This window comes from Elusimicrobiaceae bacterium, from assembly GCA_028700325.1.
Lineage (GTDB): Bacteria > Elusimicrobiota > Elusimicrobia > Elusimicrobiales > Elusimicrobiaceae > JAQVSV01.
The window spans coordinates 1-17701 of the sequence record JAQVSV010000041.1 but is presented as its reverse complement, the minus strand read 5'-3'; the positions used below and the strand labels follow the sequence as shown (position 1 = coordinate 17701).

Sequence of the window (17701 nt, the reverse complement as noted above, 5' to 3'; positions counted from 1 at the left end):
CGGCGTGTTGCCTTTGCGCGCGTAATACAGCGCCAGGCCCGCCGCCGCCAGCAGCGCAAACGCGGGAACTGCCACGTCCGGCAGGCCCGCCGGATCGAAATACGGCAGCAGGCGCGGCGCAGCAAACAGCGCGGCGGCGGTCAGCCCCGCCAGCAAAGCATAGGGCACGGCGAACCAGCCGGACAAACCTTCCTTTTCACTCCACACCCGGTCAAACCACCAGCCGATAAAAACAGCTAGAGGCGGCAGCAGCGGCACCATGTACGGCGGCCGCTTGGAGCTGGAAATCGAAAACACCGTGAAAATCGAACCCGCCCATAATGCCAGATAGATAAACGGCTTCGCCGCAGGCGAAGCCAGTTTGAAACAGCCTTCCTTTATCAGCCGTTTTACTGCGGGGACAAGCGCGGCCGTCCACGGAAACAGCATGCCCAGCACCACCGGGATAAAATACCACAGCCGCCCGGTCCGGGAATGTTTTGTGGTCGCGAACCGCTGCAAATGCTCTCCCACGAAAAAGAAATTGAAAAAATCCGGCTCCCTGCGGTCAACCGCCGCGAACCACCAGCCGGCGGCTAAAACCGAAAGCGGAATGCCGGAAACCGGATAAAATTCTTTCCATCGCCGCCACTGGCGTGTGAGAGTAAGGTAAGCCAGCACAATCACAAACGGAAACACCCAGCCCGCCAGCCCTTTAACCAGACACGCCGCCGCCAGCGCCAGATAGCCCAGATGCATCAGCAGCCGGGGCCGCACCTTAAGCTCGAAGGCAAGATAAAACAGCGCCAGCCCGGCGCACAGAAAAAACGAAAAAAGCATGTCCAGTTCCGGGATCTGAGACCAGGCGAAATAGCCCGCCGAACTCATCAGCACACCCGCCGACAGAAGCGCGGCGCGGCGGCTGAAAACCTTTTCCGCCCAGAAAAAGGTGCCCAGCACTCCGGCAAACCCCGCCAGCGCGGTGGTAAAACGCACGCCGGTTTCATTGATTCCGAAAATCCTCATCGCCAGCGCGTTAAGCCAGTAACCGAGCGGCGGTTTTTCAAAATACAGCGAATAATTGAGATGAGGAACAAGCCAGTTGCCGGTATCAAGCATTTCGCGGCTGAGGTCGCCGTAACGGCTTTCGCCGGGATCCCACAGTCCGCGCGCGCCCAGAAACGCGAAGTACAAAAGTGCGCACAGTCCGGTCAGAATCCAGAAGAAACGGTTTTCGGTCCAGCGGCTGAACAGAAGGGGCGACGTGTCTTTTTTATCGGAAGCCATTAGCCAGATTCTAACAAAATACCGGCGCTTCGGAAAATGATGCCGGTTTGTGCAGGCACACCCGGATTCAAATATGAAGCGGCACCATGCCCGCTCTAGGCCTTTTGCCCCTTGATACAGAGATGCTTTAAAGTTTATTATAATATATGGCTGTCCGGGAAGCAGTGCCCGTTTAAATTTCCCGGAGGAGAAAACGGCATATGCGGAAATTCATTTCATTATGGCTTTCAACCGCGCTTGTATTTTTATCGGCAAGCGAACCGGCGCTGATTTACGCGCAGGGCGTCGCAAACCGCCAGGAAATCGCGCAGCAGGCTTCGCCCGTAAAAGTTTCGCCGGTAACGGATCTGGGGTTCTGCGGGCTGAATAAGGCCAACGGCATTCTTTTTACCAAATCCGGCAAGAAACTGCGCCCGCTGGAAGAAACCGTCAGCCGCAAACTGCTGGACGTGATATCCTCCGGCCCGCAAGACCAGGCTGAAACAACGCTGGCAAAAGCGCTCCTGTCGCATTTGCAGGATAAAAAAGCGGCCTCAAAATATGCAAGCAAAACCCCGGACGGCCTGAAACTCACACGAAACGGCTGCAAAGCGCTTGCGGTACTCGCCAGATCCACGGAAACGCGCAAAGCGGATAACGATGACAAATCCGCTGCAAAAACCGACGTGCATGCCGCCACGGCAACAGCCAGGAACGTTGCCGGCGGCGCAAAAGCGGGCGCGTCCGCTTCAACCGGGACAGTCAAATCCGTCCTCCCGCCGAAAGGCGTCGCTTTATCCGGGAAAAACGCAAGCGCGCTGGCAAATCTGGCGAATGCAAAAATTTCCGCGGACCAGTTTTTTGACGGCAGCGCGCAAAAATCCGGCGCGGAGCCGGCTGTGGCCGCTGCCGAATCCGGCGCGGCACGGTTAAGCGCGAAAGACCTGCGCCGGCAGCAGAAACAGCAGCGGCAGGCCCTTAAACAGCAGCAGAAACAGGAACGCCAGACCCTGAAACAGCAGCAGAAGCAGCAACTGCAGGAACAGAAAGAGTACGAGTCGCAGGAAACCAAATGGAACCCGCTTGTCGGCAAACCTCCGGCCGACAACTGGAAAGGGCGGCTGGCGCGCACGCTTGGCGCGTTGGGCGCAGGCGCCGGGATCGGCGCGATAAGCGGTCTTTTGTGGGGTCCCGCGGCGGCGGCCTACCATGTAAGCAGTTCGATAATCAAGTCGCTTGATTTCAACAAGGATTCGCTGGGCAAGGCGAAACCGGTTATAGGTTATATCGCCAAGCACTCAACCGGACTGCGCATCGGGGCCGGAGTTTCCATGCTGCTCGGCGGCGTGGTGCTCGGCAACCCGCTGGTGACCTATTTCGGCCTGACATTCGCCACGCTGGGCGCGGGTGAAAAGCTTGGCAAAGTCGCCTACGATGCCGCGTATAAGGTGCTGGGGAAACCGATCGCCAGAATGGAAGCAAAACGGCTGGCCAGACAGGCGGAGAAACAGCAGGCCGCCGCGGCTGACCCGGCGGCATCGCAGCCGGACCCGGAAAAAGAACAGAGCTCAAAGAGTTCAAATTTTTTCAGCAGGCTGGGGAAAACGATATCCGAAAACCGCGGCGAAATAGCGCGGATAGGGATAGCGTCGCTGCTGTCAACCGGGCTGATGGTCGGAGCCGCGGTCGGCACAAACGCTTTGCTGGGCAATGTAACCGGCAAGATGGCCTCGGGGGAAGAAGCCCTGTCGTTCGGCGACAGAGCCAGAAATACGGTAATCGGCGCGTATCGTTACTATACTATATCCGGTTCGGCAATGAACGCGGGTAAAAACACAAACGCGTTCTATGCCGAAATGAAAACCAAGTACAACCCCGTGACTCCCGATGACTGGGCCGCCGTTATCGAGAAAGAAATCACCTGGATCGCGCATCCCGAACTTTACGGCACTCCGATATATTACATTTCATCCGAGGAAGCCGCGGCCATATCCACCTACAAAGGCATCGTAGGCAGATATTCGGACTGCTCGGGCAAAGCGGTGCTGTTGCGCAATATGCTTAAAATGGACGGGCTGGGTTCGTCCGACTTTGTGCTGGGCCTGCCGAAAATCGGGGGGACCGACACAATGAATGACGCGCATTGCTGGCTTACCCGCAAAGACGCGGACGGCAATGTCGTCGAGCTTTTCCATTATGACAATACAAAGAACCTCGTCTACAGCATGGTGCAGAAAGACAGCGAAGGGCTGATAAAAGGGCAGCGGATGCCCGAATTCGCGTCGGGCGGAATCGGCCAGATTCTGTCGAACGTCATCTATAAAGGCCTTAACATCGGTTCCGGCAGCGGCAAAAAAGCCGCGCAAAACAATGCGGCTGTGCCGGACCCCGCCAGCGCGGGATAAACGACCGGTCTGTTTCTCCAAAGCCCTCCGGCGCACCCGGAGGGCTTTATTTTTACTGCGCACAAACAACCGCAATGCCATATTCAGGATTGCCGGAACCCGTTGCCGGTGAACGCCAACGCCGTTGCACGGCGCGCTTCAAGCCGCACCGCCGGTTCCGGCTCACGCGCAATACAGGCGGAGCCGACGCCCGGATGATCAAGCCGTCCGCAAAGTCATAGCGGCATGCATTTTAATTATGTTATACTTGGTTTATGGTGTACTTTAGAGGAAGGCGTTATGCGTTTGACGTCGGAATTCTCGCGGTTTTTTTTGCCGCAGGTTTCGCTTTAGCGCAGGAACCGGCCACCCAACCCGCCGGACCGGAAATTATTGCCGCCACCTCCCGCAGCGAACTCCGTCTGCCGCCTGATGATGCCGCGGAAGAGCCGGTTCCGCTCGCTGGCGAGCAGCCCCCGGTTTCCGAAACGGAATATTACGGATCGGACGCGCTTGCCGCCGCAGCCAAAGCCTGCGCCGCCGGACGCGGCGCGGAATGTATGGAGCGCTACCAGAAAATCGCGGCTTCGTCCAGCACGCAGGAAGTCTTTCTCGCACTAAAAAACCTTGCGTTTATACACTATTTCAACGGCGAGGTCAAAACCGCGCTGGATTACTTTGACAAAGCGTCCGGACTCAAAGCTAACGACCCTGTGATAGGGCTGTTCCGGGGCTGGGCATATCTGTCCGCGGGCAAAAACCGTCAGGCGGTTGAAGCGTTTCAGCGGGCGGTTTCCATGGCGGACGCGCCAGCCGTCACGTCGGACTCGCGCATTGGAGAGGCGCTGGCCCTGTTCTTCGACCGGAAATTCAAGGACGCGGACAAGAAACTCAAAGCCGTTTATTCTACCGATCCTTACACCATTTCATTCTCCGCTTATATGCTGGGCCTCCTCAATGTGGAGCGGGGGGAGGAACCGTCCGCCGAAATCTATTTCGAGCAGGCGCTCAAGCATGATTCGATGAATTACAGCGCGGCATTTGAACTCTACAAGCTATATTCGAAAACGGGCAACTATCTGCGCACCTGGCAAACGTATTCGACACTTGCCTCGCTCGAACCGGATGCGCCTGAAGTGGGGCCGACTCTCGCCAGACTCAACAAAAAGCTGGACGGCAATGCCGCGCGCTATTTCCCGCGCACCCGAGCCGGCTCGCCGCTAAACGGATTTTTTCGCAATACTCCTTCCGCGCCGTTAAACGCCGCACTGTATGCCGACAGCAACGGCACGCCGGCGCGGCTTTTGCAGCTGAATTTCATTGCCGCCTCCAGCTTCGCGGTCTGCGACCTGGCCGCCGGCCCTATCAGCCGGGGAAAACGCGGGGATAACTGGACAATCCATTTCAACGCCAAAACCCGCGAAGTGGCAGTTCTGAACAACTGGGGGAATGTGGAATATCTGTCCAGCCAGCCGTTCCGGCTGGAGCCGGAAACCCGCGGCGCGGGCATTCTGGTCAAAGACGCGGAAGCTCCTGGTCCGCTCGGACAAATGCTTGATGACAAGGAACTGCGCGGCGCATTGACTGTCATCCCTGATTCAGCCGGCTTTATTCTGGTCAACAACACGACTGTGGAGGACTTCCTGCCGGGCGCAATGATGCCTTTGCGGTTCGGCATGCGCGAGCCGGAAGCGTTAAAAGCGCTGGCTGTGGCGATCCGCACCCAAATAACCGAAGCCGTGCGGACAAGCACCGGCACGCTGTATAATTTCTGCGATTCAAAAGCCTGTCTGCTGTATGGCGGAATAAACACCGAAATACAGGCGGCGGTGCAGGCAGTCTCCGCAACCGCGGGCGAAGTGCTTGACACCACCGCGCCAGCCGGCGCGTTCGAAGCGTGCGGCGGAGCCACGGAATATGGCGCGCGCGATTCCGGCTCGACAACGGTTTTGCCGCCCGGTCCCGCGCAGCTTGTGCAGCGCATACTCGCGCTTCCGCCCGCCGACCTGCTGTGCGCTCCGCGCTGGGCGACCGAATGGGCCGCCGACAAATGGACCGTGCTGATAGACGCGGACGCCGTAAACGCCCGCTTCAAGCGGCTTTACAAAACACGGCCCGTCACCGCGGTATCCCCGCTGGGCTGGACCCGGCGCGGTTCCGTAACAGCCGTGGAGGTTAAAAGCCGGGACAAAAGTTTTACGTTAACCCCGCAGGAATTCAACCGGCTGCTCGCAGCGGGCACCCTGCGGTCGGATTTTTATTACGTCATCCCGATTTACGACGGCAGTTCAATCGCTTATTTTCTGGTGCGCGGCATTGGCACCGGCTCCGGCCGGGGGCTGTGCGCGAAAGGAGCGCAGAAAGCCGCCGAATCCGGCTATGACTACAGAACCATTCTGAAACATTATTTTCCAGGCACGGAAATAAAATCATAGGGAAAAACATGCCAGACCATAAAAAACGAATAAAAGTTTTTCACCTGATAACCAAACTCGAGCTCGGCGGCGCGCAGGCCAACACAATCTACACCGTCCGGAATCTGGATCATGCCCGGTTTGAAACGCATCTGCTGTGCGGAACGGGCGGAATGCTGGATGAAGAAGTGCGGCGCAGCGGGATCAGGGTTCACTTTTTCCGTTTTCTCAGACGGGAAATAAATCCGCTGGGCGATTTGCTCTGTCTGATCTCGCTGTGGTGGTTTCTGTTATGCAAGCGGCCCCAGATACTTCACACGCATTCGTCAAAAGCGGGAATTCTTGGCCGCATCGCCGGAAAACTGGCGGGCGTGCCGGTTATAGTTCATACCTTTCACGGGTTCGGGTTCAACAGCACCCAGCCAAAACGGGCTGAGGAATTTTTCCAGAGCCTGGAGCGCAGATGCGCGCGCTATGCCGACAAACTGATTTTCGTTTCAAAAACCAATATGGCGCTGGCGGAACAATTGCAGATCGGCACGAAGGAGCAGCGCCGGCTGATACGAAGCGGCATAAGACTGTCGGGCTATCCGCCAAAAAACGTCAACGAAACAGCGCTGCGGGAAGAGCTGGGCATTCCTGAAGACTGGCCCATAGTCGTCAGCGTGGGCAACCTCAAACCCCAGAAAAATCCGCTTGATTTCGTGACGGTGGCGTACAATGTTCTCAACGTCTGCCCGGAAGCGGTGTTTCTGTATCTGGGTGACGGGCCGCTCCGGCCGGAAGTGGAAGCCGCCATAGCCGAACTTAAAATCGCGGACCGGTGCTTGTTCCCGGGCTGGCGCAGGGATGTGGGACAGATTTTATCGTTTTCTTCGCTTTTCATTCTCACTTCGCTATGGGAAGGCCTGCCGCGCAGTCTGGTGCAGGCGGTTAAAAGCGGACTGCCCTGCGTCGCCTATATGACCGATGGAGTGACCGATATCATCCATCATGAAAAGAATGGATTTCTGGTGCGTCAGAACGACACGAAAATGATGTCCTATACGCTTATCCACCTGCTCAAGAACGACGACCTGCGGGCCGAAATCGCGTTCGCGGCGAACGAAACCGACCTGTCGGATTTCGACATTGATTTCATGGTGCGGCAGCAGGAGGAGCTTTACGCGCATCTGCTGCTTTCAAAGTGACGAAAATGCCTCGCAGCCAGCTGATCAGCATAATCATACCGGTTTACAACGAGCAGGCGAATATCGCCGCGCTTGCGGCTGAAATCGCGGCCGTGGCGGAGAACAGCCGCCTCAACTGCGAGGCGGTATGGACTGACGACGGCTCCTCCGACGATTCCTATGCCGAGATAACCGCCGCCTGCCGCAAGTATCCGTTCATGCGGGGCATCCGGTTCGGACGCAACTGCGGCCAGACCGCCGCGATAGCGGCCGGCATCAGCGACTCGCACGGTGAACTGATCGTATTGCTGGACGCCGACGGACAGAACGATCCCGCCGACATTCCGGCCCTGCTCCGCGCACTCGACCGGGACACCGATATCGTAAGCGGCTGGCGCAAAACCCGCCGCGACAACGCCATAACCCGCACCCTGCCCAGCCGCATAGCCAACGCGCTCATTTCCGGCATAACCGGCGTGCGCCTGCACGACTACGGCTGCACCCTGAAGCTTTACCGGGCGCGCTTTTTAAAAGAACTGCGGCTCTACGGCGAAATGCACCGGTTCATGCCCGCGCTCGCAGGGGCGCTGGGCGCCCGCATCAAGGAAATCGAAGTCAACCACCGACCCCGCATAAACGGCGACTCTAAATACGGTCTTGAGCGCACTTTTAAAGTGCTGCTTGATCTGGCGACGGTGAAATTCATGGGCCGGTATCTGAGCAACCCGATTTACCTGTTCGGCGGCACGGGGCTCGCGCTGGGCGGGCTGGCGGCGGCGCTCGCTGCGGTGACTCTTTATAAAAAATATCACCTCGGCATTTTCGTTAAGGACCAGCCGCTTTTCGCCGTGGCGATTTTTCTGGGCATCGTAAGCGTGCAGGTGCTACTTCTGGGGCTGTTGTCGGAGGTAATCAGCAGAACCTATTTCGAGATCAACTCGCGCGCGCCTTACTTTGTGCGGGAGCGCACACAGGAGCCTGACCATGAGAAATGTTGACCATTACCAGTTGCCCGAAGACCTCCGGTTCCGCACGGACGACCTGCTCGCGCTGGGGGGGATGAAATGCACCGTCCGCCTCAAGCCCGACGATCTCGCCGGCACGGTATTTGAGCCGGGTTCGGTTGAAAGCGCGACGCTGAAGCTCGATATATCGGTCGGCGGCGCCGACTTTCTGGCGTGGGGCCGGATAAAGGGCCGGAAAACGCTCGCCTGCTCGCGCTGCCTCAAGGAATTCTCCTGCAAATTCAGTGAAGAGTTTGAGGAAACGTTCTCGCGCGAAAGTAAAATAATTGATATAATGGAAACAGTAAGGCAGACGCTCGTGCTGGCGAATGATATATGCCCTGTGTGCGATGACAAGTGCAAGGGGCTGTGTGCCGTCTGCGGAACGAATTTGAATGAGAAAGAATGCGGCTGCAAGCCGGAAAGGCTTTCGCCGTTCGCTTTGCTCAAAGATCTAAAGAAATCAGACAGCAAGTAAAGGAGCATTTAAAATGCCTAATCCAAAGAGTAAACATTCCCGCGCGCGCCGCGATTCGCGCCGGGCACAGAACTGGAAGCTGGTAAAGCCTTCGCTTTCCACCTGCCCCAACTGCGGCAAGCTCAGAACGCCGCATCAGGTCTGCGCTTCCTGCGGGTATTATAAGGACAGGGTTGTTGTAGCGGTAAAGTCAGCCGAGGACAAGAAATCGGCGGACAAGAACGAAAAGTAACAGCCACCGTTTAGCTGATTTCCGACAATGAGAATAGCTGTTGACGCTCTGGGCGGTGACTTCGGCGCGGAACCCAATGTGACCGGAGCCATCCGGGCGGTGCGGAACAACCCCGAACTGACGGTTCTGCTGACAGGGAAAGAAGAAGTCATCCGTGCGGAGCTGGCCAGGCTAGACCTTACCGGCATCAAAAACAGGCTCGAAATCATACATGCGCCTGATGTTATAGGCATGGATGACGAGCCTGTTTCCGCTTGCCGGGAGAAACCGCTGTCGAGCCTTGTCAGATGCGCCGAGCTGGTAAAGGAAAAGAACGCCGACTCCTTCGTATCAGCCGGCAATTCCGGCGCGGTGATGGTGGCGGCCTTTATCAAGCTCGGACGGCTCAAAGGCGTTTCGCGCCCGGCGATAGCCGCGCCGATACCCACGCTAAAAGGCTACTGCCTGCTGCTTGACGCGGGCGCGAATTCCGAATGCAAGCCCCAGCAGCTGCTTGAATTCGCCGCGATGGGCATAGTTTACGCCAAAGCGGTGTTCGGAGTGGCGGACCCGACGGTAGGCATACTGTCCATGGGCGAGGAAGAGTGCAAAGGCAACTCGCTCGTGAAAGATACAATTCCTCTTTTGAAAGAGAGCGGGCTCAACTATAAAGGCCCTGTTGAAGGCCGCGACATTCCGGAAGGCACGGTGGATGTGGTGGTGTGCGACGGGTTCACCGGCAACGTCGTCCTCAAAGCCTGCGAAGGCCTGAGCAAAACGCTGTTCACGCTGATCAGGGAAGAAGTGAAAAGCCGGCCGCTTTCCATAGCGGGCATGTTTCTGGCGCAGCCGGCTTTCAAAGCGATCAGGGACCGGACAAATCCGGATAATGTGGGCGGCGCGCCGCTGCTAGGCGTAGCCGGGAATGTGATAATAGCGCACGGGAAATCCGGCCCGCTTGCCATGTATAACGCAATCAACACCGCCGCCATGCTTGCGCGGCGCAACGCGGGTGAAGAAATGAAAACCGTAATCGCCGATATAAAATCCCGCCAGAAAAACCAGACACCGGAACCCGAAAATGAAATTATTTGAAGGAAAGATATCAGCCGTTACTGGCGGCAGCCGGGGCATCGGTTTTGCAATAGCCGAAAAACTGGCCGAGCAGGGCTCCGGTATCGCGCTGTGCGCGACCGGGCTGGAGCGCGCGGAAGCCGCCGCGGCGGATCTCGCGCAGCGGTTCGGAGTGAAGACGCTGGGCCTGCAGGCCGACGTGGCCCGCGCCGCCGACTGCGAAGCCTTCGCGGCAAATACGATCGCTGGGCTGGGCGTGCCGGATATTCTGGTCAATAACGCCGGCATAACGCGCGACACGCTGACGATGCGGATGAGCGAGTCCGACTGGGACGCGGTATTGGACACCAATTTAAAAGGCGCGTTTTTAATCACGAAAGCGTTTTCAAAAGCGATGCTGAAAAAGCGGGGCGGCCGGATCATAAACATTTCGTCGGTGGTGGGGCAGACGGGCAACGCCGGCCAGCCGAATTATTCCGCAGCGAAAGGCGGGCTGATCGCGCTGACGAAAGCGCACGCGCGGGAATTCGCCTCGCGCGGCATCTGTGTCAACTCGGTCGCGCCGGGTTTTGTGGAAACCGACATGACCGCGCAGTTCGCAGAGGAACTCAGAACCAGAATTCTTGAGTCCATCCCGCTGGGCCGGGCGGCCACAAGCCGCGACATCGCGCAGGCGGTGCTGTTTCTGGCGGGCGAGGGGGGTTCCTATATAACAGGGCAGGTTATAAACGTCAACGGCGGAATGTTCATGTAAAATCATGGCGGAGGCCGTCGAAAACTGTGTAAAATAACAGTTAACTGGAGAAACAGGCAGCAAAGCAATATCCATCTTACATTAACGGATTTACAATAGCTTTCAAGGAGGCTATAATGGCTGAGAATATCGAAGAACGGGTAAAAAACATCATCGTGGAACAGCTCGGAGTTGATGCCGCTGAAGTTACGCCGAACGCGCAGTTCGTGAACGATCTGGGCGCGGATTCGCTCGATACGGTGGAACTGATCATGGCGCTCGAAGAAGAATTCGACATTGAAATTCCCGACGACAAGGCCGAAAAAATCAAAACCGTAGGGGAAGCGCTCGACTATATCAAACAGGCCGTAGGTTAAGCCGGTAAACTGATGCGGTTAGAGGATGTAATCGGGTACCAGTTCAAAAACCCGGACATTTTAAATGAAGCCCTGACGCATAGCTCATACGCCTCGGAACACAAAATGAAAGCCTGCAACGAAAGGCTGGAGTTTCTGGGCGACGCTGTGGCAGGGCTTATTACCGCTCATTATCTGTACCATACGGAACAGGATTGCAGCGAAGGCAAACTCGCCAAGCTGAAAGGAAAACTGGTCTCGCGCAGATTCTTCGCGATCTGGGCGCGGGAAGTCGGGCTGGGTAATGCCTTGTCGTTAGGGCAGGGCGAGCTGGGCACCGGCGGGCGCGACCGCGACAGCATCCTTTCCAACGCCATGGAAGCAGTGCTTGGCGCGGTATTTCTGGACGGCGGATACAAAGCGGCTGAACAGATCTTGAACAACAGATTATCCCAGCAGCCGCTGGAAGGACTGGACGCCGACTACAAGAGCGCGCTTCAGGAAACGGTTCAGAAAAAATACAAGGTTCCGCCCGACTACGAACTGCTCTCCACGATGGGCCCTGAACACAACAAGGTTTTCACCGTTGAAGTGCGGATGAAAAAGCGCGTGCTGGGGCGGGGCCGCGGAAAAAACAAGAAACAGGCGGAACAGGACGCGGCGAAAGCGGCGCTTGAAAATCTCGGTCAGGAACAACCCCTTCCGGGCCAGGATTGAAGAGGTACCACATGGAGTACATGGAACTTACGGAAACCCAGTCAGCGGTTGTCGAGCTGGCTCATGAAATAGCGGAAAAAAAGATCAGGCCCGTGCGCGCGCATTATGACCGCGTTCAGGAAATGCCCTGGGAAATCGTAGCGGAATTCCGCAAAGCCGATTTATACGGGCTGAACATCCATTCATCCTACGGCGGCATGGGCGGGGGGATTACGGAGCTTACGCTCGCGGTGGAAGAACTTTCACGCGCGTGCGGCGGCATAGCGCTGGCGCTGGCGGCGAGCGCGCTGGGCGCCATGCCTATTCTGCTGATGGCCTCGCCGGAACAGCGCAGGCGCTGGCTGCCCGACATCGCGTCCGGCAGGAAACTGTGCGCGTTCGCCCTTACGGAAGCCGAAGCCGGCAGCGACGCAACGGCCCTTAAAACCACCGCCGTATCCGACGGGGACGATTATATCGTCAATGGTTCGAAACACTTTATTTCGGGCGGCGAGGTTTCCGATTTTTACACCGTTGCTGTGTCCACCAACCCCGCGCGCGGCGCGCGCGGAATAAGCCTGCTGGTTATCGAGAAAGGCGCGCCGGGCTTTACGTTCGGGAAAAAAGAGGACAAGATGGGCATCCGCGCCAATCCCACCTACGAACTGGTGTTTGACAACGTGCGCGTGCCCAAGTCCAATCTGCTGGGTTCCGAGGGGCGCGGGCTGCTGATAGTGCAGGAAACGCTCGACTACTCCCGCCCGGGCGTGGCCGCGCAGGCGCTTGGGATCGCGCAGGGCGCGCTTGACGAAACGGTGCCATACCTGAGAACACGCACCCAGTTCGGACACTCCGTGTCGTCATTTCAGGCGATTTCGCACAGGCTGGCCGATCTGGCCTGCAAAGTGGAAGCGGGCCGCGCGCTGGTGCGCCAGCTGTCGCATGCCATGGACCGGGAATTCGTGCCCGCGTTCGAAAACGCCGTCGCGAACGAGACCTCCCTGCACGACGAGCTGAAAAAACTGCAGGCCCGCCGCTGGACCAAACAGGCCAGCATCGCCAAGCTGTTCTGCTCGGAAACGGCGATGGAAGTGGCGAACGAATGCGTGTGTCTGTGCGGAGGGATCGGCTATATGGCGGATTTCCCGGTGGAAAAATTCATGCGCGACGCGAAGATCACGCAGATCTACGAAGGCACCAACCACATCCAGCGCAACGAGATAGCCGCCGCGCTGATCAAAGAATACGCCGCCTAGAACCATGCATATACTCGCCTGCGTAAAACAAACGCCAGTATCGGATTCGGTTAAAGTGGATATGGAAACCGGCTGCCTTGTCCGCACCGGGATCGAAGCGGCCATGAATCCGTTTGATGAGTTTGCGCTGGAAGAGGCGGTTCGCACAAAAGAAAAACTGCCGGGTTCTTCCGTCAGTTCCCTGACGATGGGCCCGCCGCAGGCGGAAGCAGTGCTGCGCGACAGCGTGGCGCGCGGCGGCGACAGCTGCTATCACCTGTGCGATGCGGCGCTCGCCGGATCCGACACCTGGGCCACCAGCTACGCGCTCGCGCAGGCCATAAAACATATTTCAAAAACGGCGGGCGAAATCAGGCTGGTGCTGTGCGGGAAACAGACCAACGATTCAGACACAGGCCACATCGGCCCCCAGCTCGCCACCTGGCTGGACTGGCCGAACGCGGCGTTCGTGCGCAGGATCGCCGCAGTCACGGAAACCTCGGTTACGGTAGAGCGGCTTATGGAAGACGGGACCGACGTGCTTGAGCTGCCTCTGCCGGCGGTAATAAGCGTAATAAAGGAAATAAACACGCCGCGCATAGCGTCGCTTAAAGGGCGGCTGGCGGCGAAAAAAGCCGTCATCAGCAAACTTTCCGCGGCGGAGATCGGATGCGATAACGCCCGGCTCGGCAGGGAAGGCTCTCCGATGTCGGTGGTGCGTACGTTCACGCCGTCCGTGAAAATGGAAAGCGTGACCATTCCAGGCGACACGCCGGCAGAAAAAGCCGAAAATCTTTTCGCCGCGCTCAAAGCGAAACAGCTTATTTAAGCGACCATGAGAATAGACGAAACCACTCGCGGAAACTATGCAGGCGTATGGATTTACGCCGAGGTGCTGCACGGCGCGCTGGCCCCGACCGCGCTGGAACTGCTTAATGGCGGGCGCGCGCTGGCGGATGCGGTTAAAGCGCCGCTTTGCGCGGTGCTGCTGGGCCATAACGTCGCGCGGTTTTCGCAAACGCTTGTCGAACATGGCGCGGACCGGGTGTATATCGTTGACGCGCCCGCGCTGGAAAATTTTGTGGACGGCGTGCACGCTAAAACGCTCGCCGCGCTGGTGCGCGAGCACAAGCCGGACAAGGTGATCATACCGGCAAGCACGATAGGCCGCTCGCTCGCCGCCAAAGCCGCGATAGAACTGGAAACCGGACTCACCGCCGACGCCACCGATATCGCGATAGACTCCGCGACAGGACTCATGCACGCAACACGCCCCACTTTCGGGGGCAATCTCATGGCCACTATCGCATGCCGGAATCACCGGCCGGAAATGGTGAGCCTGCGTCCGCTTACATACGAACCGGCAAAACGCCAGCCGGGCCGCACGGGCGAGCTTGTGAATTTTCCGTTCCGGCCGGACAACTTCACTTCAAAAGCCGTATTCAAGGAATTCATCGCCGAGCTGTCGGAAGAACTTGACATAGGCGGAGCGGAAGTGATTGTGTCAGGCGGCAGAGGGCTCGGCGATACGAAAGGTTTTGAACTGCTCAGGCAGCTGGCCTCGGCGATGGGCGGAGCGGTAGGCGCGTCGCGCGCGGCGGTGGATTCAGGCTGGATTTCATTCCGGCATCAGGTGGGCCTTACCGGCCGCACGGTAAAACCGAAACTGTATATTGCGGCGGGTATTTCCGGACAGGTGCAGCATCTCGCAGGGATGCGGTCGTCAGGCACTGTCGTGGCCATAAACAAAGATCCCGAAGCGCCGATAATGAAACACGCGCATTACGCGCTCACCGGCGACCTGTATGAAATAATTCCCGCCATGATTGAACGTTTCAAACGCGCCTGACTAAACGCGCGGCGGCAAAAAAAACACGCCCGCCCGACGGTAAAAACCACACGCGGCTTTTCCCGCGGATATTTTCAACCTTTTAAAAATCAAAAAAAATATTTACATTTCGACGGGAATAAAGTATATTTACCAATGTATTGCAGTTGAAATGTGATGAGGAGGTTTGGATTATGGCAATCAAAAAAGCTGTAAAAAAAGCTGTGAAAAAAGCGGCCCCCAAAAAGGCGGTAAAGAAAGTCGCCAAGAAAGCCGTGAAAAAAGTGGCCAAAAAAGTCGCCAAGAAACCGGCGAAAAAAACCGCCAAGAAAAAATAAGCGGTTTCACCGTTAAAAACTAAACCCCCCGTTTTTCTACGGGGGGTTTTTTTACATATTCCGCTCACAAAAACCCGGCGCCGGCCGGCACGACATAATGATTGCCGGCATGGCATGGCTCAAGCGGGGAGATGAAGTGCGCAAGCGGGGCAAACGAAGTCAGGACCAAAAGAAACCCCCGGCTTGCCGGTAAAGCGTAATAACAACCGGCAGGCCAATGGCACAGCCGGGGGAGTTTTATCAATAAAGGCCGGCAGTCCGCAGCACGGCTTTAACCTGAAAGGGTGTCTTGACGAGAACCCCCTTTAAAAACCCGCACGAAATTTCAATTAACTCTCAATCCCTAAAAACCCCGCACGCTGCCGCGCCTGAAGCAAAAACCCGGACGGGAAAGATTGCCGGACGCCGTTGCCGATGCGGTTCATAAAAACCGCAATGATGATTCAAGCGCCAAAACAGCCGCGGCGCGTTCAGCGGACGCTCAGATCAGGCCGGCCGCGTTTGATGAATTTGCCGCGCGCTTTACCAACCGGCACGCCGCCTTGCGCGGCGAGTTTGCCACGCAGAAAAACTTTTTCCGGCCAGCCGTACAGGCGCATGCCATCGTAGGGATTCCAGTCGCAATTCGTCTGCATCCGGCTATGTTCAACTTTGCGCGCCGCGCGGGGATCAAGCAGCACGAGATCGGCGTCCGCCCCGACAGCAAGCGCGCCTTTCGCGGGATACAGCCCCATCAGCCGGGCGGGATTCTCGCACATCACCTGCACCAGCCGTTGAAGCGAAATCTTTCCTTTTTTCATGCCGCAGGTATAGACCAGCGGCAAGAGCGTTTCAACACCGGGCATACCAAAAAGCAGGCGGGTTATGTCGCCCGCCCAGCGGTCTTTCTGCGCACGGGTAAAGGGGCAGTGGTCCGTAGCCAGAGCGGATACGCCGCCCGCGCCGACCGCGCGCCAGAGTGCGGCGGAATCGGTTTTCTTTTTTACCTGCGGACAGGTGGCGAACAGGTGCCCGTCGGCTCTGGAATCAAATACGGAATCGTCCAGCACGAGATACTGCGGGCAGGTTTCTCCGTGCGCGTTCACTCCCGCGGCGGCGGCTTTCCGCACCAGCTCCGCCGAACGGCCTGCCGACAGATGCACAAAATAAATATTGCCGCCGGTAATCCCGGCCCAGGTAAGCCCGCGCTGCACCGCCTCCCATTCCGTGAAATCGGGCCGCGCCAGCGCGTGCGCTTTCGCGCCCAGCTCTTTGCGGCCTTTATAAATGCTTAGCAGGTAGCGCAGTATCCGCCCGGATTCCGCGTGCACGCAGATCATGGCGCCGCACCTGGCCGACTCCGCGAGCGCGGCGTACATGTCCCCATCGTCCGACTGCAGGCCGCGTTCCTCGTAAATCATGAACATCTTAAACGTCGGCACGCCGGACCTGGCCAGTCCGCGCAGCTGTTTTTCCGGATTTTCAAGCGCTTTCCACGACGGAATAACGCAGTGCAGCCCGTAATCGCAATGGACTTTTCCGTCCGCCTCGAGCCGGCGCTGCGCGACGGCTGTTTTCAGCGCGACTCCGGCCGGCTGGGCAGTGTAATCAATTACGGTCGTCACGCCAGACGCTATCGCCGCTTTCGTGCCGGATTCGAAATCGTCCGAAGAAAAACCATCGCCCGCCGGCAGCCGCAGATGAACGTGCGGGTCAATGATGCCGGGCAGAACAAGTTTTCCGCGCGCGTCCACAATTTCCGTTCCGGCGGGATATCCGCGCCTAGGATTGTGCGGCAGTATTGCGGCTATGCGTCCGCCTTCAGCCACTATATCGCATACCCGCGCGCCTTGCGGCGTTATGGCCCTGCCGCCGGACAGCGCGAGCCGTTTCATCGCCTAGCCTGCCGCCGGGGGATCTTGCGGCCCGGCCGGAGAAACCGGCTGTTCCCCGTCGGCTCCGTCCGCCGGTTCGAAATCGCCGTCATCCGGGCCTTCCGGCTGTTCCGGCTCGTCGGACCCGGCCTCCGCATATGCCAGTTCCCCATCGCTTCGCGGTTTAGCCGTCAAAACATTAAAACAGACAAGCGAAACGCCTATCCAGAACAATCCGCCCAGCGCAATCCAGCTCCACAGCTGCCTGGGCGAAATATTCTTTTCCGACACTCCGATAAGCACATAGATGGTTCCGGCGGTAACAGCCAGCCAGATAACCGCCGTCAAAACCTTCACTATTGCCGCTATTATTTTTTTGCCCATAAACCAGCCCTCCCTGTTATTTGAAAAACCGGGCCGCGCCACAGCCCGGTTCCCGAAAAAGTCAACGCGCCGTAAATTCCGCCGCCGTATACAGAATATCCGCCCCGAGTGTAAACAAAACCGCAAGCGCCGCCAGCAGGGCAGTGGCGAAATGCGGCGATACGGCTTGCCCCGCCCCGGTTTCCGGACGCGGCGCTATCAGTATGGCGGCGGCGGTCTGGAACAAAGGAATCGCCGTCAGTATCATCGTGCCGGCCAGCACCGCGCCCAGCCAGGGATATCTTGAACCCCAGGCAAGT

Annotated in this window: 18 protein-coding genes; 14 read left to right on the top strand and 4 right to left on the bottom strand. The window is 57.8% G+C overall.

Annotated features, from left to right (window positions below; genetic code table 11):
• The coding region (locus PHW69_06485) for a glycosyltransferase family 39 protein (protein MDD4004836.1) at positions 1-1266 on the bottom strand (1266 nt) is incomplete at its 3' end.
• 200 nt (positions 1267-1466) lie between these two features.
• Between PHW69_06485 and PHW69_06480 the strand changes: the two genes are divergently transcribed.
• The 14 genes from PHW69_06480 to PHW69_06415 all read left to right on the top strand — a co-directional run bounded on the left by PHW69_06480 (position 1467) and on the right by PHW69_06415 (position 15165).
• On the top strand, positions 1467-3650 hold the full coding sequence (locus PHW69_06480) for a hypothetical protein (protein MDD4004835.1): 2184 nt from the start codon (positions 1467-1469) through the stop codon (positions 3648-3650).
• Between the two features lie 254 nt (positions 3651-3904).
• Entirely contained in the window at positions 3905-6064 is a 2160-nt protein-coding gene (locus tag PHW69_06475; GenBank protein MDD4004834.1) for a SpoIID/LytB domain-containing protein, read from the top strand.
• 8 nt (positions 6065-6072) lie between these two features.
• Positions 6073-7233 (top strand): glycosyltransferase family 4 protein, encoded by a 1161-nt coding sequence (locus PHW69_06470; GenBank protein ID MDD4004833.1) that lies wholly within the window; start codon positions 6073-6075, stop codon positions 7231-7233.
• Positions 7234-7238: 5 nt separating this feature from the next.
• Entirely contained in the window at positions 7239-8210 is a 972-nt protein-coding gene (locus tag PHW69_06465; protein ID MDD4004832.1) for a glycosyltransferase family 2 protein, read from the top strand.
• On the top strand, positions 8197-8694 hold the full coding sequence (locus PHW69_06460; GenBank protein ID MDD4004831.1) for a DUF177 domain-containing protein: 498 nt from the start codon (positions 8197-8199) through the stop codon (positions 8692-8694). The genes PHW69_06465 and PHW69_06460 overlap by 14 nt, the downstream gene beginning before the upstream one ends.
• 13 nt (positions 8695-8707) lie before the next feature.
• The gene (rpmF, locus tag PHW69_06455; GenBank protein MDD4004830.1) at positions 8708-8926 is read left to right on the top strand and encodes a 50S ribosomal protein L32; all 219 of its coding nucleotides are present in this window, start codon (positions 8708-8710) and stop codon (positions 8924-8926) included.
• Between the two features lie 27 nt (positions 8927-8953).
• On the top strand, positions 8954-10000 hold the full coding sequence (plsX, locus tag PHW69_06450; GenBank protein MDD4004829.1) for a phosphate acyltransferase PlsX: 1047 nt from the start codon (positions 8954-8956) through the stop codon (positions 9998-10000).
• Positions 9987-10733, top strand: coding sequence for a 3-oxoacyl-[acyl-carrier-protein] reductase (gene fabG, locus PHW69_06445; protein ID MDD4004828.1), 747 nt, complete (start codon positions 9987-9989; stop codon positions 10731-10733). The genes plsX and fabG overlap by 14 nt, the downstream gene beginning before the upstream one ends.
• Before the next feature lie 116 nt (positions 10734-10849).
• Positions 10850-11089 (top strand): acyl carrier protein, encoded by a 240-nt coding sequence (gene acpP, locus PHW69_06440; GenBank protein ID MDD4004827.1) that lies wholly within the window; start codon positions 10850-10852, stop codon positions 11087-11089.
• A 12-nt stretch (positions 11090-11101) separates the two neighbouring features.
• A complete protein-coding gene (gene rnc, locus PHW69_06435) occupies positions 11102-11785 on the top strand; it encodes a ribonuclease III (protein ID MDD4004826.1) in 684 nt (227 codons plus the stop codon).
• A gap of 11 nt (positions 11786-11796) precedes the next feature.
• Positions 11797-13020 carry an acyl-CoA dehydrogenase family protein gene (locus PHW69_06430; GenBank protein MDD4004825.1) on the top strand — a complete coding sequence of 408 codons (1224 nt, stop codon included), beginning with the start codon at positions 11797-11799 and terminating at the stop codon, positions 13018-13020.
• 4 nt (positions 13021-13024) lie between these two features.
• The gene (locus PHW69_06425; GenBank protein MDD4004824.1) at positions 13025-13828 is read left to right on the top strand and encodes an electron transfer flavoprotein subunit beta/FixA family protein; all 804 of its coding nucleotides are present in this window, start codon (positions 13025-13027) and stop codon (positions 13826-13828) included.
• A 6-nt stretch (positions 13829-13834) separates the two neighbouring features.
• Positions 13835-14848: an electron transfer flavoprotein subunit alpha/FixB family protein gene (locus PHW69_06420; GenBank protein ID MDD4004823.1), complete on the top strand. Its 1014-nt coding sequence runs from the start codon at positions 13835-13837 to the stop codon at positions 14846-14848.
• A 173-nt stretch (positions 14849-15021) separates the two neighbouring features.
• Entirely contained in the window at positions 15022-15165 is a 144-nt protein-coding gene (locus PHW69_06415; GenBank protein ID MDD4004822.1) for a hypothetical protein, read from the top strand.
• A 470-nt stretch (positions 15166-15635) separates the two neighbouring features.
• Here the strand turns inward: PHW69_06415 and PHW69_06410 are convergent, their stop codons facing one another.
• The 3 genes from PHW69_06410 to PHW69_06400 form a co-directional block, all read right to left on the bottom strand.
• On the bottom strand, positions 15636-17039 hold the full coding sequence (locus PHW69_06410) for an amidohydrolase family protein (GenBank protein MDD4004821.1): 1404 nt from the start codon (positions 17037-17039) through the stop codon (positions 15636-15638).
• Between the two features lie 3 nt (positions 17040-17042).
• Positions 17043-17402 (bottom strand): hypothetical protein, encoded by a 360-nt coding sequence (locus tag PHW69_06405; GenBank protein ID MDD4004820.1) that lies wholly within the window; start codon positions 17400-17402, stop codon positions 17043-17045.
• Positions 17403-17463: 61 nt separating this feature from the next.
• On the bottom strand, positions 17464-17701 hold a 238-nt coding region (locus PHW69_06400), incomplete at its 5' end, for a hypothetical protein (GenBank protein MDD4004819.1).